The sequence below is a fragment of the Bradyrhizobium sp. URHD0069 genome, from assembly GCF_000701345.1.
Classification (GTDB): domain Bacteria; phylum Pseudomonadota; class Alphaproteobacteria; order Rhizobiales; family Xanthobacteraceae; genus Bradyrhizobium.
Window position 1 is genome coordinate 47,606 of the sequence record NZ_JNIJ01000034.1, and the last position, 20,958, is coordinate 68,563.

Below are 20,958 nucleotides of genomic sequence, written 5' to 3' on the forward strand. Positions count from 1 at the left end.
TGAGACGTGAGCGCGCCGTTGCGAGCCCGATCACGCGGGATTCAATCTTTCTAGCGCTTCCAGTTGCAGATGCCGCCCGACCTGCATGGCCAGACCTGAATCCGCGTATCGAACGCCTGGGCATCGAGCGGATTGTGATGTCGCCGCGCCAGTGTCGTTCGAACCGCGCCGCGCGGCTTTTCCGCGGGCGCATGCACAACCCGGGTTTTGTGATCAACGACTTTGGGCTCAGCTCCCGGCTCGGCCCGTGCCTGCGTGCGCTCGTTGCCGCGATCGCCGTTTGCTTCGACCGCAACCGGCGCGAATTCGGTAGGAGGCCCAAGCGGCTTCGGCGAAAGCAGCGCCTTGGAAAGGTCGAGGCTGAGGAACTCGTCGGCACGATATTCATCCGCCGTCGACCGGCCGCTCCATACCGAGAGCGTCGTGCAGATGATGACGATGCCAACATTTTTCAGGACCATTGGAGGCCTCCTGAAATACTCAAAAGCTAACACCGCTCATTTAGGAAACGGAATGCGCAATTCCAGCGGATGTGCCGACATGGTTACCGCGCGATATCGCCCGATCGCACACCACGGCCCCCGAGATCGCCCCCAGAGCAGCATCGCTACCGCGGCCCTGAGCCCACGCTCCCATCGGGACAAACGCGAAAGCCACCACCGCCACAACCAGCCTTTTCTTTTTCTTATGTGTCATATGTGCTTCCCGAAAAAAGCTTCCGCGAAGCGGCTACGACCGAATTACGGCCCTTCGAAGGAAGCATTTGCCGAGCTTCAGGCAAGGACATTCGGTTCAAAACGGCGGCGGGCGCAACAGCGCCGTGCGCGTACTGCTCGCAGCCCGGATGGAGCAAAGCGAAATCGTTGTGGTCCCCGATTTCCGGGATTTTCAAATGACAACGGCGCTCTGTACGACGCATGCAATCGATGTCGGCCATCCCGACTTTTCGGAAACCGGAACAATCGGCGCGAACCAGTGTTGCATCATGACCACCAACGGAGAACCCGGCCGGTCAACATGTTCACGCCTGCTTTCCGCTGTCTCTCTCCCATGTTCGAACGATTGACATGTTGACGGAGGGCAAAACGGTTTGGCGCCGGGCCAACGCGCACCGAGTCAGTGTCCTGAACGACGGCGCGGCATACTTTGGCACTCTGAGGCGCTGCTTGCTCGCCGCGCAGCGGTCGGTATTCATCATTGGTTGGGACATCCATAGCGAAACGCGATTGGTCGGGCCGAGCGGCAAAGCAAGCGACGGATGGCCCGAGCAACTGGGCGAACTGTTCGAAGCTCTCCTGGCGCGACGCCCGGATTTGAAAATTTACCTGCTCATTTGGAAGTGGCCGATTTTATACGCGAGCGAGCGCGAGTGGTTCCCCGCCTTGAAATTTGGCAAAGCAGGTAATCAGAGGCTGAAACTCTGTCTCGATGATTGCCTGCCGATCGGATCTGCCCAACACCAGAAAGTCGTCGTCGTGGACGATGCTGTGGGTTTTGTCGGCGGCTGCGATCTTACAATCCGGCGTTGGGACACTAGCGCGCATCTTCCGACTTCGAAGTCCCGCGTCGACCCTCACGGGGTCCCCTACCCGCCCTTCCATGACGTCGAAATGATTATTGATGGCGAAGCCGCACGAAACCTTGCTGAATTGGCTCGCTATCGATGGTCCTGCGCCAATTGCGGAGAAATTCCACCGATCGCGCCGGTGGGGGACCCATGGCCCACGGATCTTGTGCCTGATTTCCGGGATGTGATGGTCGGAATAGCGCGAACGGAACCCGCATGCGATGGCCGAGCGGGCATCACCGAAGTGGAGAAGCTGTTCCTCGCTTCAATCGATGTCGCCGAACAAGCAATCTATATCGAGAATCAATTTCTCAGTTCCGAGACGATCGCCAAAGCGCTCGTGAAGCGATTGCGAGAAAGACCGGCGCTGGAGGTCTTGTTGGTCGCGCCGAAAACGCATGCATCCTGGCTCGAAGCGAGGACCATGCGGAACGGACGCCTCGCCTTCATGAAGGTATTTGACGAGGCCGGACTTCGAGATCGGGTGCAGTTGCTCTATCCGGAGACGTGCGACGGGAAAGCAACCGCGGCCGTCATGGTTCACGCCAAGGTCATGATTGTCGACGACCGAATCCTTCGCGTGGGCTCTGCCAATCTCAACAACCGCTCCATGGGCGCGGATTCGGAATGTGACCTCGCCATCGAAGCTCGTACCGACGCCGAACGAGAGAGGATCGCTGAAATACGGAATATGCTGCTGGGAACATATTGCGGGGTCAACGCCGCTGCCATCCGGGAGCAACTGACCGGCAATACTTCGCTGTTGAGCATCGCCGCAAATCTTTCGGCAGACGGATATAGGCTCCGACCGGTCGAGGACGGCAAGCCGGATCGGGCGGAGATCACTCAAGTTGTAACGCCTGTGGCGGACCCTCCCGGTCCATTAGGCCTTGAGCGCGCCGCGGCTGCGACATTTCCGGCATCGATGAAGATCATTGCACTCCTCGTTGGGATCTGCCTGCTTGCTGCGAGTTGGCGCTTCACGCCACTTGACGCGTACACTGACTCAGAAGCATTGATGCGAGCCTTTCGGTCATTTCAGGGATCGCCGATCGCGCCGCTTATTGCCATCGCTGCATTCGTCCTGGGCGGCTTCATCCTGTTTCCCGTGACGGTGCTTATTGCTGTCACGGCAGCCGCACTTGGCCCTTGGCTTGGGTTCACCTCGGCAGCGAGCGGCGTATTGGCGAGCGCTTCGCTGATCTATGCGATTGGGCGAATCCGTGGCCTCGAACCGATGAAGTCGCTGCTTGGCCCTCGCCTGATTCGCATTCAAAAGAACATCGTCGGAAACGGGGTCATGGCTGTCGCACTGATCCGGATGATTCCGGTGGCGCCATTCTCGCTTGTTAACATCGCAGCCGGAGCAATGGGCATCAGGTTTGTCGACTTTATCGTCGGCACCGTGTTGGGCATGACGCCGGGGCTGCTGGCGATGTCAGCCTTTGGCGCTCAGATTTCCGATCTTCTGGCGCGACCCACCTGGTCCAATGTAGCAATCCTTTTGATATGTGTGACCGCATGGCTGCTGTTCTCGATCACCGCCCAGTTCGTTGTAACCCGATTGAGTCGGCACTCGTGATACCGGCCACGATCCGCCTCATGACCTGGAACGTGCACGGCACATTCAGTCTCAATCCACGATTCGACCTCGAAGGCGCCATTGCCGTTATCCAGAAATGGTCTCCACAAATTGTGGGGCTTCAGGAGATCGATTCACGAGGCCGGAATGACAATCCGTTTGCGGTGCTGGAGGACGCTCTAGGCGGCCATAGCGTGGGCGCTAAATCCATTGTGACTACCGATGGCGACTATGGCCAGATGCTGATCAGCCGCTGGCCCTGGGTAAAACCGCCCCTCGTCGAGGACATCTCGTACCGTGAACGGGAGCCGCGTCGAGCCATCGCTGCAGATATTTCGACGCCTTTTGGTGGATTGCGGGTGATCTCGACCCATCTGGGTTTGAGCATTCGTGAACGTCACGAGCAAGCTCAGCGGCTCCTGCAACTAGCCAGTGAGACAGGGTATCCAGCTATCGTGCTTGGAGATTTCAATGATTGGTTCTGGATCAATTCAGTCCGCGGCGCGCTTGCCGAAAGATTTCCAGTTCGGACACAGCATAGGTCATTTCCGTCCCGGCTGCCGCTCATGAGACTTGATCGAATTTACGGCTATCGAGTTCGGCTGGTCCGCACCTTTGCGGATTCGGCGGCCCGTTCTATTTCAGACCACCTGCCGGTTATCGCGGACATCACGCCGCTTCACATCCTCAATGCTGCCGAGCCGTCCATAGGCGGACTGCGCGCCGAATCCCTTTAGCTCCCATCAGCGGAGATGTTTTGAAACCGAAGGCAAGTCGCCGATGGTTACCGATGATCTCATCCGAACGAGTTCGAGATCGATGTCAGGGTACAGCAGCATTACGATGGAACGCCCCTTCGGCTGCCGCAGTTGATGGCGCCCGTTGCCCCGCTTGCTCGGTAAGGCATCCAAACCAGGCGGAATCGCCGCGTTCGCCGCAGCGAATCCGTTGAACCTTGAAAGCCATTGGGAAAACAGGCAAAAAGCCTGACGTTTAAGTGGTCGGAGTGGCAGGATTTGAACCTGCGACCCCTGCGTCCCGAACGCAGTGCTCTACCGGGCTGAGCCACACTCCGACAAGAACGCGGCTTATAGCCTTGGCTTTCACGCACCGCAAGAAGCCGAATTGAGGACGCCAATCTCCGTGAATGTAGGCCTGAAAACGCAGATTCTGCCGGCCGGCGAGGCCGCCGTGGCCGCGGCGGGCCGGGCTCTCGCGGAAGGCGCTCTGGTCGCGTTCCCGACCGAGACGGTCTATGGCCTCGGCGCCGATGCCACCAACCCGGCAGCGATTGCGCGGCTCTATGAGGCCAAGGGCCGGCCCGCGTTCAATCCGCTGATCACCCATGTCGGCGACCTCAGCGCTGCGACCCGGATCGGGCGCTTCGACGCCCGAGCAATCGCGCTGGCGGAAGCATTCTGGCCGGGGCCGCTGACCCTGGTATTGCCGAAGACAGGGGACTGCACGGTGGCCGATCTCGCCACCGCCGGGCTCGATAGCATCGCGATCCGGGTACCCGCCCATCCGGTGGCGCGGGACATTTTGCGGGCGTTCGGCGGGCCGGTGGTGGCGCCATCGGCCAATTTGTCGGGCCACGTCTCGCCGACGACCGCAGCCCATGTGCAAAGCGACCTCGCCGGGCGCATCGATCTGATCGTCGACGGCGGCGCGGTCGCGGTCGGGGTCGAATCCACCATTGTCGGCTGTTTTGACGAACCGATGCTGCTGCGTCCCGGCGGTGTGCCGCGCGGCGAGATCGAGCGCGTGCTCGGCCGCGCGCTGCTGCAGCCGCCTGAGGATGCCAACAGCGATACGGGCCAGCCTTTGGCGCCGGGCATGCTGGCCTCGCACTACGCGCCGCGCACGCGCGTGCGGCTCAATGCCGGGAGGATTGACGCCGGCGAGGCGCTGCTGGCGTTTGGCTCCAATGCGGTGCCGGGAGTTGACGCGGCGACCGCGGTGCTGAATTTGTCCGCGCAGGGCGATCTCACCGAGGCCGCCGCCAATCTTTTCGGTTATCTTCGCGCGCTCGACGCCAAGGGCGCGCGGGCCATCGCGGTGATGCCGGTGCCGCATCACGGGCTCGGTGAAGCCATCAATGACCGGTTGCGCCGCGCTGCGGTGGGGCGCGAGTGAGTAAATGCATGAGACAAAGATGAATATCGCAAAGCCCGCCGCGCCGCCGCTGCCGCCCGAACTGATCGCGCGTTTTCGTGAAGTTGTCGGCGACAAATATGCGGTAACCGACGCGGCTGAGATCGCGCCTTACGTCACCGAAGAGCGCGACCTGTTTCACGGACGCTCTCCGCTGGTTTTGCGGCCGGGTTCGACGGCGGAAGTCTCCGCCATTTGCAAGCTTGCCAGCGAACATCGGATCGCGCTGGTGCCGCAGGGCGGCAATACCGGCCTGGTCGGCGGACAGACGCCGCATCATGGCGAGGTCGTCATTTCGATGCGGAGGATGGACAAGATCCGCGACATCGACACCGCCTCCAACACCATGACCTGCGAGGCCGGCGTCGTGCTGCAGGTCGCCCAGCAGCGCGCCAGCGAGGCCGACCGGCTGTTTCCGCTATCGCTCGGCGCGGAAGGAAGCTGCACCATCGGCGGCAATCTCTCCACCAATGCCGGCGGCACCACGGCGCTGGCCTATGGGGTGGCGCGCGAGATGGCACTCGGGCTGGAGGTGGTGTTGGCCGACGGGCGCATTTTGAATACATTGTCGAAGCTGAAGAAGGACAACACCGGTTACGATTTGCGCAACCTCTTCATCGGCGCCGAGGGCACGCTCGGCATCATCACCGCGGCGACGCTAAAACTCTTTCCAAAACCGCGCGCGGTGGAAACCGCCTTCGTCGGCCTCAAATCGCCTGCGGCAGCGCTCAAGCTACTGTCGATCTCGCAGAACGAGGCGGCCGGCACGCTCACCAGCTTCGAACTGCTTGCCGACATCGCGGTGGATTTCAGCGTCCGTCACGGCATCGACATCCGCGATCCCCTGGGCAGCAAGCATCCCTGGTACGTGCTGATGGAGTTGTCCTCGCCGGGCAATGACGCCCGAGCCACCCTGGAGTCGATTCTCGCCAAGGGTCTGGACGACGGCATCGTCGACGACGCGGTGATCGCGGCCAATCTTGCCCAGCGCATGGCTTTCTGGAAACTGCGCGATGAAATGTCCGCGGCGCAAAAGCCGGAAGGCGGCTCGATCAAGCACGACATTTCGGTGCCGGTCGTCGCGGTGCCTGATTTCATCGAACAAGCCAATGCGGCCGTGGTAAAGCTGATACCGGGCGCGCGGCCAGTGCCGTTCGGGCATCTCGGCGACGGCAATATCCATTACAATGTCAGTCAGCCGATCGGCGGCGACACCGCGGATTTCATGGGCCGATGGCACGAGGTCAATGCGGTGGTATTCGAGATCGTTTTGCGAATGGGTGGATCGATCTCCGCCGAGCACGGCATCGGCGTGCTCAAACGTGACGAATTGCCTGGTGTGAAGGACAAGGTCGCAATCGAGCTGATGCGCGCCATCAAGGCGATGCTCGACCCGCTCGGCATCATGAACCCAGGCAAGGTGCTGTAGTTGGCGTAGGGCGGGCAAGGCCACCGGGTCGCGCGAATGCGCGCCCGATGATAAACTCCGCGTGCCCACCAATCAGTGACAAGGTTCTGAAACGTCGGGATGTGGTTGGACCCGGCGCAGGTGCGCCGTTGCCACCCTCCGATTCCACGATTCAAAACAACGAGCCCTGCCCGTCATCGGATGCCAGCGGCGCCGGCTTGCGCGGTGCGGCTTTCTTCGCCGGCTTCGGCTGTTCGGCCGCCATCTCTTCAGCCGTAATCGGCAGGGTGAGTTGCGCGTCGTCGTTGGCGACGCGATTGACCCGCGTCGAGACTTCATGCCAGACGAATTCGCCCTCGGCGGGCGCGGTCAGTAACGCCATCGCCGCCTCGTCATCGTGCGCGCCGCAATCGAGCCAGCGCTCGAAATCGCCCGGCGCGATGGTCACGGGCACGCGGGGATGCAGCACGCCGAGATCGGCGCTCGCCGGCGCGGTGACGATCGCCACCGTATCGAGTTCCTCGCCGTTCGGGCCGATCCAGGTTTCCGCGAGCCCTGCAAGGCCGATCGGCTGACCATCGCGGCGATGAATGAAGTGGGGGCGCTTACGTCTCTCGGAAGACTGCCATTCATAGTAGCCGTCCGCCGGGATCAGGCAGCGCCGCCGCTTCATCGCGTTCTTGAACGCAGGTTTATCCTTTGCCGTTTCGGAACGCGCATTGAACACCAGGGCGAATTTCCGGGGGTCCTTGACCCAGGCCGGCAACAGGCCCCAGCGCATCAGGTGAAAATGCCTGGTGCCGTTCTCGATGATGACCACTGGTATCGGTTGTGTCGGCGCAATATTGTGTCTGGGCGGGAAATTGGGCTGCTCGACATAGCCGAAAATCTGCCGCAAGGCCTCCGGAGGCGAGGTGATTACGAAGCGTCCACACATTCTATGGCCAAAATAGGCATTTGTTCAGCACCTTTTAACCCCGAACGTTAACACTGCGCGAGATGACCTCAACGGCCGCCAAGACCACCCTATCCCACCGCCCGGCGCCAGTTAAGGTTGGCGGCGATGGTGCGCGGGCTGCCCAGTTGCGGGCCGCCAACATCAATCCCCGCACCGGGCTCGCCACCGACTATCTGAATCATTTCAACGAAGCCATCATGCTGCTTGAGATGATTCCTGACATGCCGGAATGCGCGGAGGATTTCCTGAGCTGGCAGCCGCTATCCTATCGCGAACATTTCAGGGCCTCAAATTTCAAAGCGCGCGACCTCGCCATCGAAGCCTATGATTCCGCCAACGAGGTCATCCGCACCGAGTTCGAGAATATCACCAGTGCCATGACCTCGATCCTCATGGCGGTCGGCGCGGCGATACGCGACGCCCGGCAGGAAAAGACCCGCGCCACGCTGGCCGAGCAGGCCACCGGCTGGGTCAAGCCCCTGGTGGCGCTGGCCGGCGGCATCATCAATGGCGGCAGCGAAGCCGACATCGACTACATCATGACCCACTGATGTCAGTGGCGTCCCCCGTTCAGCCATCGCATCCCCAGCTTGCCGTCAGCGCCGCGATCTTCCGCGATGGCAAAGTCCTGCTGGTGCGGCGCGCGCGTTCGCCGGCCAAGGGCTTCTATTCGCTGCCCGGCGGCCGGGTCGAATTCGGCGAGACGCTGCATGCCGCGCTGCATCGCGAAGTCGATGAGGAAACCGCACTGAAAATCGCGGTCATCGGCCTCGCCGGATGGCGCGAGGTGCTGCCGGAAACCGCCGGCGGCGGGCACTATCTGATTATGTCGTTCGCGGCGCGCTGGGTCGGCGGCGAACCGGTCCTGAACGACGAACTCGACGATTTCAGGTGGGTCGCGCCCGATGCGCTCGGCGATCTCAAGCTCACCGGCGGCCTGCAGGAAGTCATCCAGTCGGCGTGGCGCCTGCTCCGGGCCTGAGCGCGGTTCACATCTTCGAGCCCCGCGCCTTGCTTCCAGCGCATTGAAAAGGCATATCACTGGCGCTCCGTTTCCGAAGTCGGGAAACGTTTGCGGCAGCTCTGACACGAACTTCGGAAGCAAAGGGGCGCTGGCAGCTTCATGTTTCTGGTGCCGCGTTTTCGATTTGACGTTCCTGATGGGAGCTCGCGGCAACAGGTGCAAAACTTCAAATCGGCGGCACCACCGTCCCGGATCCATTCATGTCAAAGCACTTTCTGGCCGCCCTCATCCTCATCTCGGCATGCATTTCCGGCCCTGCGCGGGCCCAGGATGCGGCGGCGCCGTTCGATGGCGACCTGCAGCGGCTGGCCGAAGTCCTCGGCGCCCTGCACTACCTGCGGGGCATTTGCGGATCCAATGAAGGCGCGAAATGGCGCAACGAGATGCAGGCGCTGATCGATGCCGAAACGCCCTCGGGCAATCGCCGCGCCCGAATGATCGCGGGCTTCAATCGCGGCTATAATGGCTTCCAGCAGACCTACCGGACCTGCACGCCGGCAGCCACGGTCGCGATCCGCAGATACATCGAGGAAGGCTCGAAGATCTCGCGGGATTTGACGGCGCGTTATGCGAACTAAACGCGGTTGGAATTCGGTCGGGAACAATCAATTCATATTGTTCAGCGCCGTTAACCTTTCTTAAAGAAGTGATCTAGGCGGCCCCGTGCCGCATGCTACACCTCGCCCATTCGACGCGCTCCGCCCTGGAGCCGCGCACAGACTTGTTGAGTTTCATGAGCCGTCCAGCGTCCTTCACAACCGCCCGCGACCCACTACCCGATCACGAGCAGAAACAGGCCGCGCTCAGCTATCTCAACGAGGCCTGGGCGGAGGCGCGCCACGATGGCGTCGATGGCGACTGCCTGGCGCAGGCAAGCCTGTTCGCGGCATTCGCCGAACTGGTCGCAACCTATGGCGAAGACGCGGTGGCGAAATTCGTGGAAGGTCTGCCGACCCGTGTCCGCAACGGCGAGTTTTCGATTTCGCTGGCGAAGCAGTAAATTTGCCCCGCGCAAACTGTCATCGCCCGACTTGACCTTGGCTTGACGTTAGCTTGACCTGGCGACCCACTATTTCATCGTGCTGTCACTGCGAGGAGCGCAAGCGACGTGGCAGCCCACGCTTCCGTTTCGCTTCTTCCGTTTCGCTGCAAATCTGGATTGCTTTGCAGAGCCTGTCATCGGGCGCGCATTCGCGCGACCCGTTGGCCCGCAATGACGGGAGAAAACGTCACCCCGCCTTCAGCGTCTCCAGAAACCGCACCGGCTCCCCGGTCGACGGCGTCGCCAACTCGCCCTGCCACATCACCCGCCGTCCGCGCACGAAAGTGCCGACCGGCCAGCCGGTGACGCGCACGCCGTCATAGGGCGTCCAGCCCGCCCGCGAGGCCACCCAATCGTTGGTGATGGTTTCGCTGCGCTTGAGATCGACGATGGTAAAATCCGCATCGTAGCCCGCCGCGATCCGGCCCTTGCCGGCGATGTTGAACAGCCGCGCCGGACCTGCGCTGGTGAGATCGACCAAGCGCTTGAGCGACAATCGACCGGCGTTGACGTGATCGAGCATCAGCGGCACCAGCGTCTGCACCCCGGTCATGCCGGATGGCGACGCCGGATAGGTCCTGGCCTTCTCCTCCAGCGTATGCGGCGCGTGATCGGAGCCGAGTACGTCGATAATGCCCTGCTCGATGCCGTACCAGATGCCGTCGCGGTGATCGACCGAGCGCACCGGAGGATTCATCTGCGCGCGGGTGCCGAGCCGCTCGTAGCATTCCGGTGCCACTAGCGTGAGGTGATGCGGCGTCGCCTCGCAGGAGGCGACATCCTTGTGATCGCGCAGGAATTCGATCTCCTGCTTGGTCGAGATATGCAGCACGTGAATCCGCTTGCCGGTTTCATGGGCGAGCTTGACGAGACGTTGCGTCGCCATCAGCGCCGCGGTCTCGTCGCGCCACACCGGATGCGAACGCGGATCGCCTTCGACGCGCAGATGCTTGCGTTGGTTGAGGCGGTATTCATCCTCGGCATGAAACGCCGCGCGGCGTTTGATCACCTGAAAAATCCGCCGCAGGCTTTCGTCATCTTCCACCAGCAGGGCTCCGGTGGAGGAGCCGATGAACACCTTGACCCCGGCACAGCCGGGCGCGCGTTCGAGCTCCGGCAAATCCTGCACGTTGTCGCGGGTGCCGCCGATGAAGAACGCGAAATCGCAATGCATGCGGTGACGGCCGCGCTTTACTTTCTCCGTGAAGGCCTGCTCGGTGACGGTCAAGGGATCGGTGTTCGGCATTTCGAACACCGCCGTCACGCCGCCCATCACAGCGCTGCGCGAGCCGGTTTCCAAATCTTCCTTGTGGGTCAGGCCCGGCTCACGAAAATGGACTTGGGTGTCCATCACGCCCGGGAGGATGTGCAGACCCTTGCAGTCGATCACCTCCGCGGCCGAGGCCCCTCCAAGCCCGCCGATCGCTGCGATGCGGCCGTTGCTGACGGCAATGTCGCGCACGCCCTCGCCGTCCTGATTGACCACGGTGCCGGACTTTAGAATCACGTCAAAGCTCTGGCTCATCGTTCCTCGCAGTCAGTTCACATCCTCATGCCGAGGAGGCCCCAGCTCCGCCTGCTCCTCGGGATGAGGTCGTGCCAGCCCTTGTCGTTTATGACTTGGCGGCTTACGTTCCGCTGCAACATGCCGCAAGAGATTTTTACATGAAAGCAGCGTTTCTTGCCGATCGGGGCGTGGTCAAGGTCAGCGGCGAGGACGCCCGCGACTTTCTCAATGGCCTCGTCACCACAGACGTTACGCTGCTTCGCCCGGGCCTGGGGCGATTCGGGGCGTTGCTGACACCGCAGGGCAAGATAGTTGTGGATTTTCTGATTACCGAAGCGCCCTCCGGCGATGGCGGCGGTTTCCTGATCGACTGCCCGCGCGCGCTGGCACAGGGGCTTGCCGATAAACTTGGCTTCTACAAGTTGCGCGCGAAGGTTGCGGTCGAGAATCTGTCCGATGGTCTCGGCGTACTCGCGGCGTGGGATGGTGATTTTGCGATCAAGCCCGATCTGGCCTTTGCCGATCCGCGCAACACAGCTCTCGGCTGGCGGATTCTTGTTCCCGAAGAGCTCAAGCAAAAAATCGCCGATCTGGCTGGCGTGGATCTGGTCGACAGCGCCGCCTATGAGGCGCATCGCATCGCCACCGGCGTGCCGCGCGGCGGCCTCGACTTTATGTATGGCGATGCATTTCCGCATGAAACCAACATGGACCGGCTGCACGGCGTCGATTTCGAGAAGGGCTGTTACGTCGGGCAAGAGGTGGTGTCGCGGATGCAGCATCGCGGCACCGCGCGTACGCGAACGCTGCGGGTCATTCTTGAGGGGCCGTCGCCCGAGCCGGGCACCGCGATCCTCGCCGGCGACAAACCCGTGGGCACCATGGGTTCGACCGCCGGTCCGAACGCTCTCGCGCTGATCAGGATCGATCGTGCCGCCGATGCGCTGCAAGCCGGCACGCCCCTGACGGCTGGCGGCCTTGCCATCCGCCTTGCCGAGCCGGATGATTTGCTGACGGCACCCAAGCAGACCGTCGCATGAGCCGTTCGGCGCGCTTGCATGCTGATGGGCTGATGCGGTGTCCCTGGCCGGGTGACGACCCGTTTTATATGGCTTATCATGACACCGAATGGGGCGTGCCGGAATATGACGACCGTGCGCTCTATGAGAAGCTCATCCTTGACGGTTTTCAGGCCGGCCTGTCCTGGATCACGATTCTGCGCAAGCGCGAAAACTTCCGCCGCGCCTTCGACGATTTTCAGCCCGAAAAGATCACACGCTACAATGCGAAAAAAATTCACGCGCTGATGAACGACGCCGGCATCGTCCGCAATCGCGCCAAGATCGAAGGCACCGTCGCAAGCGCTAAATCCTATCTGAAAATCATGGAAGAAGGCCCCGGCTTCTCGAAATTCCTGTGGGATTTCGTCGATGGCAAGCCGAAGGTCAACAAGTTCAAGACCACGGCCAGCGTACCGGCGTCGACGCCGCTGTCGATCAAGGTTTCAAAGGAACTGGCGGCGCGCGGCTTCAAATTCGTCGGCCCGACCATCGTCTACGCGTTCATGCAGGCCACCGGTATGGTCAACGACCATCTGGTCACGTGCTTTTGCCATGAAAACTGCGCAGGAAAGCATCGCGCGCCGCGCTTCAACGTCAAATGACGGCCGAAAAATTGCCTGCGCCTAAAATTTCCACGCGCGTCTGGCAGCGGATGTTATCGGGGCGGCGGCTCGATCTGTTGGACCCCTCGCCGCTGGATATAGAGATCGCCGATATCGCCCATGGCCTGGCACGGGTGGCGCGCTGGAACGGGCAAACTCGCGGCGCGCATATTTTTTCGGTGGCGCAGCACACGCTGTTGGTCGAAGCCGTGATGCGCGAGCAGACGCCGCGCGTCGATGTTAGATTCCGGCTCGCGGCGCTGCTGCACGACGCGCCGGAATATGTCATCGGCGACATGATCTCGCCGTTCAAGGCGGTGCTTGGTGGAGACTACAAGGCCGTCGAGAAGCGCCTGCTTGCGGCGATCCATATCCGTTTCGGACTGCCGCCGGTGCTCGGTCCCGAGATCGAGCGGCAGATCAAGGACGCCGACCGGGGCGCGGCCTATCTCGAGGCAACGGAACTGGCGGGCTTTGCACAAGCGGAGGCGAAACGCCTGTTCGGCCGCGATCCCGGCTTGCCGATGCCGACCCAGCGGGACTATCTCACGCCATGGACGGCTGCGAAGGCAGAGAAGCGGTTCCTGGAGCGGTTCAAGGCGCTGGCCGGATCATCGTAGGCTAGACAACTTGAAGCGTGCCCACAAACTTTATGCCGAAAATGATGGTGGGCACGGCGCGACAGGCGGCTTTGCACACCCTACACGTCGCTACATGCAGCTTTCGCAAATTGACGTGCAGCCTTATAATCCGGGCAAACTAAAAGGAACGCCATGATTCACGTCTGCTCGCTCGCCGCACTTCCCGACACCGTCAAGGCCACCGGCGCCAGCCATATCCTCACCGTGATGGCCAACGTCAATCAGGTGCAACGGCCGGAATCGGTTCTGGAAGCCAATCATCTGAGGGTGCAGATGGACGACATCATCGAACAGATGGACGGCTTTGTCGCGCCCTCGGACTCGCATATCGAGCAGGTCCTGAACTTCGTGCGCGGCTGGGACCGCGGCGCGCCGCTGGTCGTCCACTGCTATGCCGGTATCAGCCGCTCGACCGCCAGCGCCTTTGCGGCCGCCTGTTTGCTCAATCCGCATCGCGACGAAATTTCGATCGCGCGGCAAATTCGTGCCGCCTCCCCGATCGCGTCGCCGAACCGGCTGATCGTCAGCCTGGCGGACAAGGCGCTGCAGCGCGAGGGGCGGATGTTGCGCGCGCTCGACGAAATGGGTCCGGGCACCATGATGGTCGAAGGCCGGCCGTTCCGCATCGATCTCGACTGATGCCCTCGAACGACGCCAGATGAGCGAAAAGCTTCTGACGCCGATCGAAATCGGCTTGACCGCCGCGATCGTCGCGATCGAAGCCAACGAACCGCTCATCCTCACAGCATCCGGCAGCGACCGCGACAAGCTGGCCGGGCTTCCGTTCGGCCCGTTCGATGCGGTCTCGCACCGAACCTTCGAGATCGGCTTGCGCGCCTGGGTGGAAGAACAGGCGGGACTGCGGCTAGGCTATGTCGAGCAGCTCTATACGTTCGGCGATCGCGGGCGCCACACCCGGGCCGGCGACACCGACGCCCATGTTGCCTCGATCGGCTACCTGGCGCTGACCCGCGCCGCCGATAATGCCTCGCGGGCGCCGGGCGCGACCTTTGAGCCCTGGTATCGGTTTTTCCCGTGGGAAGACTGGCGGACAGCGCGGCCGGAGACCATCGAGCGCGACATCGTTCCCGAGCTCACGCGCTGGGCTGCCGAGAGCGAGCAACCGGAGACGACGCGCGCGCTCAGCCGCAAGGATCGCGTGCGGCTGTATTTCGGCACCGAGGGCGCGCATTGGGACGAGGAGCGCGTGCTCGATCGCTACGAGTTGCTCTATGAAGCAGGGTTGATCGAAGAGGCGCGACGGGACGGACGGCCTGCGGCATTGGCGCGCAAGTCGACTCCCAGCCTCGGCATATCGATGCGCTTCGATCACCGGCGAATCCTGGCCACCGCGATCGCGCGGCTGCGTGCCAAATTGAAATATCGACCGGTCGTATTTGAACTTTTACCGCCCGAATTCACACTCACTGAACTGCAACGGACGGTGGAAGCGATCTCGGGGCGGCATTTGCACAAGCAGAATTTCCGCCGGCTGGTGGAAGCCGGCGCCCTGGTTGAACCCACCGGCGTGATGTCGACACAGACCGGCGGCCGGCCCGCCGCGCTGTTTCGCTTCCGCCGCGAGGTGCTGCAGGAGCGGCCGGCGCCGGGCCTGCGCGTACGCGGGCGGCGCTGAAGATTTGACGCGGTAAGCCCTGACGCCGGGCCGCAGGCAGCCGCCGCCCGTGCCTGTCGCCCAGCCAGGAGCGTAGACCTTTCTGATCGGCCCAGACATTTTCTGAACACAGTTTAAAATTCAAAGATGATGCTGCTGCCTTTCCGATAGACCATGGCTCTATCATCTGAAATTTCGATCGCCCCGGCACGACAATTGGCGCCTGAGACATTGCACATGGCGCATGCACGGAGACATCACTATGAGAACGCTCGCTCGGATAACGTGCGCAGCTATTGTCTGCGTACTGCTTGGCGTTGATGCTGCGCCGGCCCAGCAGGCTACAATGGGGTGCACTTCGGAGCATCCGCCGAACGCGGCGCAAACCCTGCGCTGCCGCGGTAGCGTCACCATCATTGCCGAGGACGGCGCCAGGTTCACGTTGCAAGATCGCGACAACAATGGCGACGTCGATTCCGTCGATCTTCAAAGCAAGGCCTTGCTGGTCGATGCCCCCAAACAGCGGGGTAAAAATCGCTTCGAGGTCAAGACGCCACAAGCCATCGCCGCCGTGCGCGGCACGAAATGGGCGGTAGACGCCCAGCAAACAAGGACGTCGGTGCTGGTCCTGCGAGGCCAAGTGGCGGTGCGCAGACCCGCCGCTGCCGGCCAGGTGGTTCTTGGCCCGGGCCAAGGTGTCGACGTCGACGAGGCCGGTCCCCTGGTCGTCAAGCGCTGGCCGCAGGCGCGCGTTACTGCATTGCTGGCACGTCTCGGGCAATGACCGTCCTGGGCAATGATCGTCGGTGACCGGCCGGAGCTTCCAGACACTGGTTGCGCTCGTCCTGTCGGCTTGCTGGGCATTGGCTCTGGGATTCGTTCACTGGAAAGGCGACGTTCCATTTCTTGACCGCACCGAGGGCGCGCTGACTGATCTGCGCATGATCGCGCGCGGGGAAAGAGCCGCGCCGGACCTGGTCACCATCGTGGCTATCGACGATGTCACGGCGGGGAAGAAAGGCGGCTATCCGCTGCCGCGCGCCGATCTCGCCGCAATCGTCGATGCGATTGCGCGGTTCGAACCCCGCGTCATCGCGGTCGATTTGCTGCTGCTCGATCACGGGAACGGCCGCGGCGACGCAGCCCTGGCGCAGGTATTCGACAAACGCCCAACCGCTATCGCCGCGGCCGCAGTCTTTCCCGAAGCAAAACAATTGATCGCTACGGAGGAAGGTGGCCCCGTCGCGGGCCTGCCACGGGCTGAGCGATTCCTGCTTCCCTTGAAGGAATTCGCCGATCATGCCGCGGTCGGCGTGGTGAATTTAACCACGGACAAATCCGGGACACCGCGCGGCGCTCCGATGCTGTTCAGAACCGACGACAAGATTGAATTGTCGTTCCCGCTGCGCGTCGCTGCACTGGCGACCGGTAGCGAGCCAACCATCGAAGCGGACAGCATGATGCTGGCGGGACGACATATCCCGATGGATATCGGTCATGTTCTGCCGCTGATATTCTATGGCCGCCATGGCACGATCCGGACAATCAGCGCGTCTTCCCTATTGGATGGCGAGGTCGCAGCAGAAGCCGTTCGAAACCGGATCGTCGTGATCGGAGCGACAGTCACCGGCAGCGGTGACGTTTTCTCCACGCCGTTTGATCCGGTGATGCCGGGCGTGGAGATCATTGCCACGGCCATTGCTCATTTGATGACCGGGGACGGAATTTTGCGTAACCGGTTGACGCGCGCCGCCGATGCGATCATTGCGATCGCATTGACGTTATTGCTCGTGGGTTTACTGGCATGGCAGCGCAGCGCCGTCGGCCTGTTCTCGATTTTAGCCGCGCTTCTAATCTGGATGGCTGCCAACTTCGCGGCATTTTCGCACGGCATCTGGTCAAGCGCGGCCCTGCCGGTCGCCGCAGCCGCCCCTCCGGCTATTCTATTCGGGGCAGTGCAACTTTGGCTGAACCGGCGGCGGGCGCAGTATTTCGCCAAGAAGAGCGAATTGCTGCAGCAGTTTCAGGCGCCGGCGCTTCGCAAATGGCTGACCAAGAACCCCGAATTTCTCCTTGAGCCGGTCCATCAGGATGCGGCGATCATCTTTATCGACTTGTCCGGGTTTACTTCGCTCAGCGAAACACTTGGATTGGACACGGGGCTGCAGTTGCTGAAGGACTTTCACGCCCTTGTTGATCGCGAGGTAGTGGCGCGCGGCGGGGTCATCACCAGCTTTCTGGGTGATGGCGCCATGATTCTGTTTGGCCTGCCGGAGAGCTCCGTGGACGATGCCCGCAACGCCGCGCTTTGCTGCGTGGATCTCTGCAACCGCGCCGAGCGATGGATCGAATCCCTCCCGCCATCGATCGCCTCACGAACCGGTTTCAAGGTGGGCGCCCACTTCGGTCCCATTATCGCTTCCCGCCTCGGCGGCGGCAGCTACCAGCACATCACCGCGACCGGTGACAGCGTGAACGTGGCCAGCCGCTTGATGGAAGTCGCAGCGGAGCAACGCGCGGCACTGGCCGTGAGCGATGATCTGCTTCGTCAGGCTGGCCCGGAATGCGCGTTGTTCGAGCTGGGAGTTCTCACCGGGCCCAGGGAAACGCGGATCAGGGGGCGGTCGCGTGCGCTCTCTGTCTGGCTTTGGCGGAACGATTGACGTGGTCTCGATCAATCCGACCTGATGCGGCAGTGATCAGGCCGAATAGGGTCACGGCAGCTCGGCTGCAACACGCGCGCCCGATCAAGCGGCGCGTACCGAATTGAGGAATTTGTCGACCTCAAGCTTCAGGCGGTTGCTGTCGCCGGATAGCGACTGCGCCGCCGAGAGAACCTGCGCGGAGGCTGATCCGGTCTCATTGGCGCCGCGCTGCATGTCGGTGATGTTGGATGAAACCTGCTGGGTGCCGTGCGCCGCGTGCTGGACGTTGCGAGAAATCTCCTGGGTCGCCGCGCCCTGCTCTTCCACCGCAGCAGCGATGGTCGAGGATACCTCCGACAGCTTTTCGATGGTGCCGCTGATCTCCTTTATTGCGCCCACCGACTCCTGGGTCGCCGACTGGATGCTGCTGATTTGCTGGCCGATCTCGTCGGTCGCCTTGGCGGTCTGCTCGGCCAGCGCCTTCACCTCAGACGCCACGACGGCGAAGCCGCGGCCGGCCTCGCCTGCACGCGCCGCCTCGATGGTGGCATTCAAGGCCAGCAGATTGGTCTGTCCGGCGATGGAGTTGATGAGTTCGACGACGTCACTAATGCGGGCAGCCGCCTTCGACAGTTCGCTAACGCGATCATTGGTCCTGCGCGCCTGATCGACGGCCTCGTTGGCCATCCGCGCGGATTCCTGTACCTGACGGCTGATCTCGTTGACGGACGAGGCCATTTCCTCGGTCGCGGAGGCCACCGACTGCACATTGCTGGCGGCTTCCTCGGAAGCTGCTGCGACCGTCGTGGTGAGCCCTTGGGCACGCTCCGCGGTCGAGGTGAGCGTGCTGGCGGAGGCTTCCAGCTCGCTCGAGGCGCACGACACGGTTTCGACAATTTTTCCGACGGCGCCTTCAAACTCATCTGCGAGCTTGATCATGTCCGCCTTGCGCTGCTGGGCGGCGATCTGATCCTGCTTGATCTTGGCTTCGGCTTCGTTGCGCGCCTTTTGTTCCGCATTGACTTTGAAGGCTTCGACCGCTTGCGCGATCTTGCCGATCTCATCCGCGCGGCCAAGTCCGGGCAGAACAACCGCGAAGTTGCCCTTTGCAAGATCGACCATGGCGGCCGTCAGCGCAGACAGTGGTTTGGAAATCGATCTGCCGATGAAAAATCCCGCTCCCAACACGGCGAATGCGATCAATAGAATGGAGATTCCCATTCGCCGCTGAATATTATCGTGCACTGTTGCGCTCGACCGCTCGGCCTCGGCTCTCATTGCGTCAACCGCCTTCGATACGGTCTCAATGGCCGGTTCGACTGCCGAGAACGACCCTGACGTTGCCTTTAGCTCGCCGGCAAGCTTCAGCGCAGTTTCCATCCAGACAAAAAATTCGCGTTGATAGTCGGCAAGCTTTTGCTTGAGCTCGGTCTTTGCAGCTTCCGGAATGTTCGCGTTCTCGATCCCGATGGTAAATTCGGAAGCTCGCTTTTTCATGTCGTCGCCGTATTTAGCGTCACGTCGCAGCATGAAATCCTTTTCGTGACGACGCATCATCAGCATGGTGATCATAAGGGCCGACTCATTCAGTTGACCGACCCGCGACTCGATGTCGTGAACGGATGTACGCAGGCGACCCTCAAGGCCCGATTTCTCGTCCAAGCCAAGCTGCCGTTTCAGTTCGACGACCGTGACAAAATGCGCCTGATATTGCTTAGCGAGGTACGCATAGCTTCGATCTGACGAGCAAGATCAGACCTGCCGGCCGCAATGGCTTTGCCGTGAAGCATGTCGATATCGGCAGCGACAGATTTGGCGATATCGATCTGGCTGTCGGCCTTCTTAGAATCATTGCGGAGCAGAAAGTCCTTTTCGGCCCGGCGGCCCTCCAGCAATTTGATCTCGATCTTGCTGCTCAACGCGGAAATCGTATGCGCGTTTTCCGACGCATCTCTGTATACGGCCATCGCGGATTCGCCGTACACGTGCATGCCGCCGACCAGGATGACCCCGGCGATGCCAACGATGCCGATCGCCACTATTTTGTGCGTGAGTCGGAAAGTAAAACCGCGCATGAGTGTTTCCTGGTGAGTCAGGTTGAGGAAGGGGCGTCCTATCGAACCGCGTCGAAACCACAGCGACGAACACCACCACCAGCGAAGTTCACGTTTGAGTTGGATGAGGAGAGCGCGCTCCTCGAACAATGCCGCCCACGGTGTTTAATTACCGTTAATTTTCGCACGTAGTACGTGCGGCATACGTGCACACAACCATACGGAGCCAGGTCCTGATGGAAGCGAAGATTTCCGAACTAGCCGCCGCATACGCCGGCGCAATGGTATCGCCCAACCCAGCGCCTCCGCCACGAGGCGGAGTTCATCCACGCTTGCGGAATACGTGCGGCCTGTCGAACTTCGACAAATTGCATCGCGACCAGCCACCGAGACATGAAGTTGTCGCCCCGTGTGACTACGCGATAACGATGCGGCACTCGCCGTCAGCTTCTCAAATGAGCGTGGTTGAGTGCGCGGCGCCTAGTCAGCGCCGGAGCCCGATCAGTCGGTCGAGCGGCGCAATTCGGGTGCGCCTTCCGATTTCGCCGGCTGGGATCTTGTCCCGGACCAGACCGGCTCGATCCTGGCGCTCTCGACCGCGGGGGTTTCGACCCGCGCGGAGACTTCTGTGTGGGTTGCGTCGGTCGAACGGGCCGGACGCAGCGAACGCGGCCGTCCCACCGCGCGTGCCATCAGCATCTGCGCTGCGCCTTGGTGACGGAAATCGCAATAGGCGAAGCCCATGCCGGAGACCGATCCGCGGAAGTTGCGCTCGTCTTTCTTATCGAGATTGAAGCACGGCTCGAACGGAATTCCCTTGATCGAGGCACAGACGGCCTGGCCGCGGACCTGAAGCGTATTGCCGGGCAACCGCATGCGGCGCACCGGACCGGAGCCGGCAAATTGCACCGCTCCTGCCGCGCCACCATCATCCAGCACCCGGCCTGCGCCGCGCGTGCCGTCGAAGCAGGTGAATGCGAATACCTTGCCGGCTACGAACTTGCGGGCCTCATCGGCATTCATCTGTCCTGCGAGGGCGGGCGCGATCACCGCACCGGCCGCGATGGTTCCCAACATGAAACGCGCAAGCATCCTGCA

At 61.8% G+C, this 20,958-nt stretch carries 19 protein-coding genes, 1 tRNA gene and 2 pseudogenes; 16 read left to right on the plus strand and 6 right to left on the minus strand.

What is annotated here, in order from left to right; all coding sequences use genetic code 11:
• Positions 1–50 precede the first annotated feature (50 nt).
• Entirely contained in the window at positions 51–461 is a 411-nt protein-coding gene (locus N554_RS0120725) for a hypothetical protein (protein ID WP_029585225.1), read from the minus strand.
• 606 nt (positions 462–1,067) lie between these two features.
• On the opposite strand from N554_RS0120725, the pseudogene N554_RS43065 reads away from it, so the two are divergent.
• The 3 genes and pseudogenes from N554_RS43065 to N554_RS0120740 form a co-directional block, all read left to right on the plus strand.
• A pseudogene (locus tag N554_RS43065) lies at positions 1,068–1,514 on the plus strand (phospholipase); the annotation flags it as partial.
• 297 nt (positions 1,515–1,811) lie between these two features.
• Positions 1,812–3,149, plus strand: coding sequence for a VTT domain-containing protein (locus N554_RS0120735; protein WP_245283660.1), 1,338 nt, complete (start codon positions 1,812–1,814; stop codon positions 3,147–3,149).
• Between the two features lie 20 nt (positions 3,150–3,169).
• Positions 3,170–3,886, plus strand: a complete 717-nt coding sequence (locus N554_RS0120740; protein ID WP_051677606.1) for an endonuclease/exonuclease/phosphatase family protein — start codon at positions 3,170–3,172, stop codon at positions 3,884–3,886.
• 261 nt (positions 3,887–4,147) lie between these two features.
• On the opposite strand, the gene N554_RS0120745 is transcribed toward N554_RS0120740, so the two are convergent.
• Positions 4,148–4,224: transfer RNA gene (locus tag N554_RS0120745), tRNA-Pro, on the minus strand.
• Between the two features lie 68 nt (positions 4,225–4,292).
• Between N554_RS0120745 and N554_RS0120750 the strand changes: the two genes are divergently transcribed.
• Both N554_RS0120750 and N554_RS0120755 read left to right on the plus strand, forming a co-directional pair.
• On the plus strand, positions 4,293–5,285 hold the full coding sequence (locus tag N554_RS0120750; protein WP_029585229.1) for an L-threonylcarbamoyladenylate synthase: 993 nt from the start codon (positions 4,293–4,295) through the stop codon (positions 5,283–5,285).
• Between the two features lie 19 nt (positions 5,286–5,304).
• A complete protein-coding gene (locus N554_RS0120755; RefSeq protein WP_029585230.1) occupies positions 5,305–6,732 on the plus strand; it encodes an FAD-binding oxidoreductase in 1,428 nt (475 codons plus the stop codon).
• Between the two features lie 151 nt (positions 6,733–6,883).
• Here N554_RS0120755 and N554_RS0120760 read toward each other — a convergent pair whose 3' ends face one another.
• Positions 6,884–7,648: an SOS response-associated peptidase gene (locus N554_RS0120760; protein ID WP_029585231.1), complete on the minus strand. Its 765-nt coding sequence runs from the start codon at positions 7,646–7,648 to the stop codon at positions 6,884–6,886.
• Positions 7,649–7,710: 62 nt separating this feature from the next.
• Between N554_RS0120760 and N554_RS0120765 the strand changes: the two genes are divergently transcribed.
• The 4 genes from N554_RS0120765 to N554_RS0120780 all read left to right on the plus strand — a co-directional run bounded on the left by N554_RS0120765 (position 7,711) and on the right by N554_RS0120780 (position 9,693).
• Positions 7,711–8,220, plus strand: a complete 510-nt coding sequence (locus N554_RS0120765) for a hypothetical protein (protein WP_029585232.1) — start codon at positions 7,711–7,713, stop codon at positions 8,218–8,220.
• A 5-nt stretch (positions 8,221–8,225) separates the two neighbouring features.
• The gene (locus N554_RS0120770) at positions 8,226–8,651 is read left to right on the plus strand and encodes an NUDIX hydrolase (protein WP_029585233.1); all 426 of its coding nucleotides are present in this window, start codon (positions 8,226–8,228) and stop codon (positions 8,649–8,651) included.
• 242 nt (positions 8,652–8,893) lie between these two features.
• Positions 8,894–9,271 carry a TIGR02301 family protein gene (locus tag N554_RS0120775; RefSeq protein WP_029585234.1) on the plus strand — a complete coding sequence of 126 codons (378 nt, stop codon included), beginning with the start codon at positions 8,894–8,896 and terminating at the stop codon, positions 9,269–9,271.
• A 155-nt stretch (positions 9,272–9,426) separates the two neighbouring features.
• Positions 9,427–9,693 (plus strand): hypothetical protein, encoded by a 267-nt coding sequence (locus N554_RS0120780; RefSeq protein WP_029585235.1) that lies wholly within the window; start codon positions 9,427–9,429, stop codon positions 9,691–9,693.
• 229 nt (positions 9,694–9,922) lie between these two features.
• On the opposite strand, the gene N554_RS0120785 is transcribed toward N554_RS0120780, so the two are convergent.
• Entirely contained in the window at positions 9,923–11,260 is a 1,338-nt protein-coding gene (locus N554_RS0120785) for a dihydroorotase (protein ID WP_029585236.1), read from the minus strand.
• A 140-nt stretch (positions 11,261–11,400) separates the two neighbouring features.
• On the opposite strand from N554_RS0120785, the gene N554_RS0120795 reads away from it, so the two are divergent.
• The 7 genes from N554_RS0120795 (at position 11,401) to N554_RS0120825 (ending at position 17,824) form a co-directional block, all read left to right on the plus strand.
• Positions 11,401–12,282, plus strand: coding sequence for a CAF17-like 4Fe-4S cluster assembly/insertion protein YgfZ (locus N554_RS0120795; RefSeq protein WP_029585237.1), 882 nt, complete (start codon positions 11,401–11,403; stop codon positions 12,280–12,282).
• On the plus strand, positions 12,279–12,905 hold the full coding sequence (locus N554_RS0120800; RefSeq protein ID WP_029585238.1) for a DNA-3-methyladenine glycosylase I: 627 nt from the start codon (positions 12,279–12,281) through the stop codon (positions 12,903–12,905). Before N554_RS0120795 ends, N554_RS0120800 begins: the two co-directional genes overlap by 4 nt.
• On the plus strand, positions 12,902–13,525 hold the full coding sequence (locus N554_RS0120805; protein ID WP_029585239.1) for a YfbR-like 5'-deoxynucleotidase: 624 nt from the start codon (positions 12,902–12,904) through the stop codon (positions 13,523–13,525). The genes N554_RS0120800 and N554_RS0120805 overlap by 4 nt, the downstream gene beginning before the upstream one ends.
• 153 nt (positions 13,526–13,678) lie before the next feature.
• Positions 13,679–14,185, plus strand: coding sequence for a tyrosine phosphatase family protein (locus tag N554_RS0120810; RefSeq protein WP_029585240.1), 507 nt, complete (start codon positions 13,679–13,681; stop codon positions 14,183–14,185).
• Between the two features lie 19 nt (positions 14,186–14,204).
• Positions 14,205–15,182 (plus strand): NUDIX hydrolase, encoded by a 978-nt coding sequence (locus N554_RS0120815; RefSeq protein WP_029585241.1) that lies wholly within the window; start codon positions 14,205–14,207, stop codon positions 15,180–15,182.
• Positions 15,183–15,507: 325 nt separating this feature from the next.
• On the plus strand, positions 15,508–15,945 hold the full coding sequence (locus N554_RS0120820) for a FecR domain-containing protein (RefSeq protein WP_245283661.1): 438 nt from the start codon (positions 15,508–15,510) through the stop codon (positions 15,943–15,945).
• A 22-nt stretch (positions 15,946–15,967) separates the two neighbouring features.
• Positions 15,968–17,824 carry a CHASE2 domain-containing protein gene (locus tag N554_RS0120825; RefSeq protein WP_029585243.1) on the plus strand — a complete coding sequence of 619 codons (1,857 nt, stop codon included), beginning with the start codon at positions 15,968–15,970 and terminating at the stop codon, positions 17,822–17,824.
• 84 nt (positions 17,825–17,908) lie between these two features.
• Here the strand turns inward: N554_RS0120825 and N554_RS36185 are convergent.
• Positions 17,909–19,881, minus strand: a pseudogene (locus N554_RS36185) (methyl-accepting chemotaxis protein).
• A gap of 480 nt (positions 19,882–20,361) precedes the next feature.
• Positions 20,362–20,952: a hypothetical protein gene (locus N554_RS0120835; RefSeq protein WP_029585244.1), complete on the minus strand. Its 591-nt coding sequence runs from the start codon at positions 20,950–20,952 to the stop codon at positions 20,362–20,364.
• Positions 20,953–20,958: the final 6 nt, after the last annotated feature.

What these genes read in the sequence shown, in the direction of transcription:
- N554_RS0120775 (WP_029585234.1), top strand. Translation starts at nt 8,894, where the DNA reads ATGTCAAAGCACTTTCTGGCCGCCCTCATCCTCATCTCGGCATGCATT.
- N554_RS0120820 (WP_245283661.1), top strand. Translation starts at nt 15,508, where the DNA reads ATGGGGTGCACTTCGGAGCATCCGCCGAACGCGGCGCAAACCCTGCGC.
- N554_RS0120785 (WP_029585236.1), bottom strand. Translation starts at nt 11,260, where the DNA reads ATGAGCCAGAGCTTTGACGTGATTCTAAAGTCCGGCACCGTGGTCAAT.
- N554_RS0120740 (WP_051677606.1), top strand. Translation starts at nt 3,170, where the DNA reads ATGACCTGGAACGTGCACGGCACATTCAGTCTCAATCCACGATTCGAC.
- N554_RS0120725 (WP_029585225.1), bottom strand. Translation starts at nt 461, where the DNA reads ATGGTCCTGAAAAATGTTGGCATCGTCATCATCTGCACGACGCTCTCG.
- N554_RS0120755 (WP_029585230.1), top strand. Translation starts at nt 5,305, where the DNA reads ATGAATATCGCAAAGCCCGCCGCGCCGCCGCTGCCGCCCGAACTGATC.
- N554_RS0120835 (WP_029585244.1), bottom strand. Translation starts at nt 20,952, where the DNA reads ATGCTTGCGCGTTTCATGTTGGGAACCATCGCGGCCGGTGCGGTGATC.
- N554_RS0120815 (WP_029585241.1), top strand. Translation starts at nt 14,205, where the DNA reads ATGAGCGAAAAGCTTCTGACGCCGATCGAAATCGGCTTGACCGCCGCG.
- N554_RS0120800 (WP_029585238.1), top strand. Translation starts at nt 12,279, where the DNA reads ATGAGCCGTTCGGCGCGCTTGCATGCTGATGGGCTGATGCGGTGTCCC.
- N554_RS0120805 (WP_029585239.1), top strand. Translation starts at nt 12,902, where the DNA reads ATGACGGCCGAAAAATTGCCTGCGCCTAAAATTTCCACGCGCGTCTGG.
- N554_RS0120765 (WP_029585232.1), top strand. Translation starts at nt 7,711, where the DNA reads ATGACCTCAACGGCCGCCAAGACCACCCTATCCCACCGCCCGGCGCCA.
- N554_RS0120780 (WP_029585235.1), top strand. Translation starts at nt 9,427, where the DNA reads ATGAGCCGTCCAGCGTCCTTCACAACCGCCCGCGACCCACTACCCGAT.
- N554_RS0120795 (WP_029585237.1), top strand. Translation starts at nt 11,401, where the DNA reads ATGAAAGCAGCGTTTCTTGCCGATCGGGGCGTGGTCAAGGTCAGCGGC.
- N554_RS0120810 (WP_029585240.1), top strand. Translation starts at nt 13,679, where the DNA reads ATGATTCACGTCTGCTCGCTCGCCGCACTTCCCGACACCGTCAAGGCC.
- N554_RS0120760 (WP_029585231.1), bottom strand. Translation starts at nt 7,648, where the DNA reads ATGTGTGGACGCTTCGTAATCACCTCGCCTCCGGAGGCCTTGCGGCAG.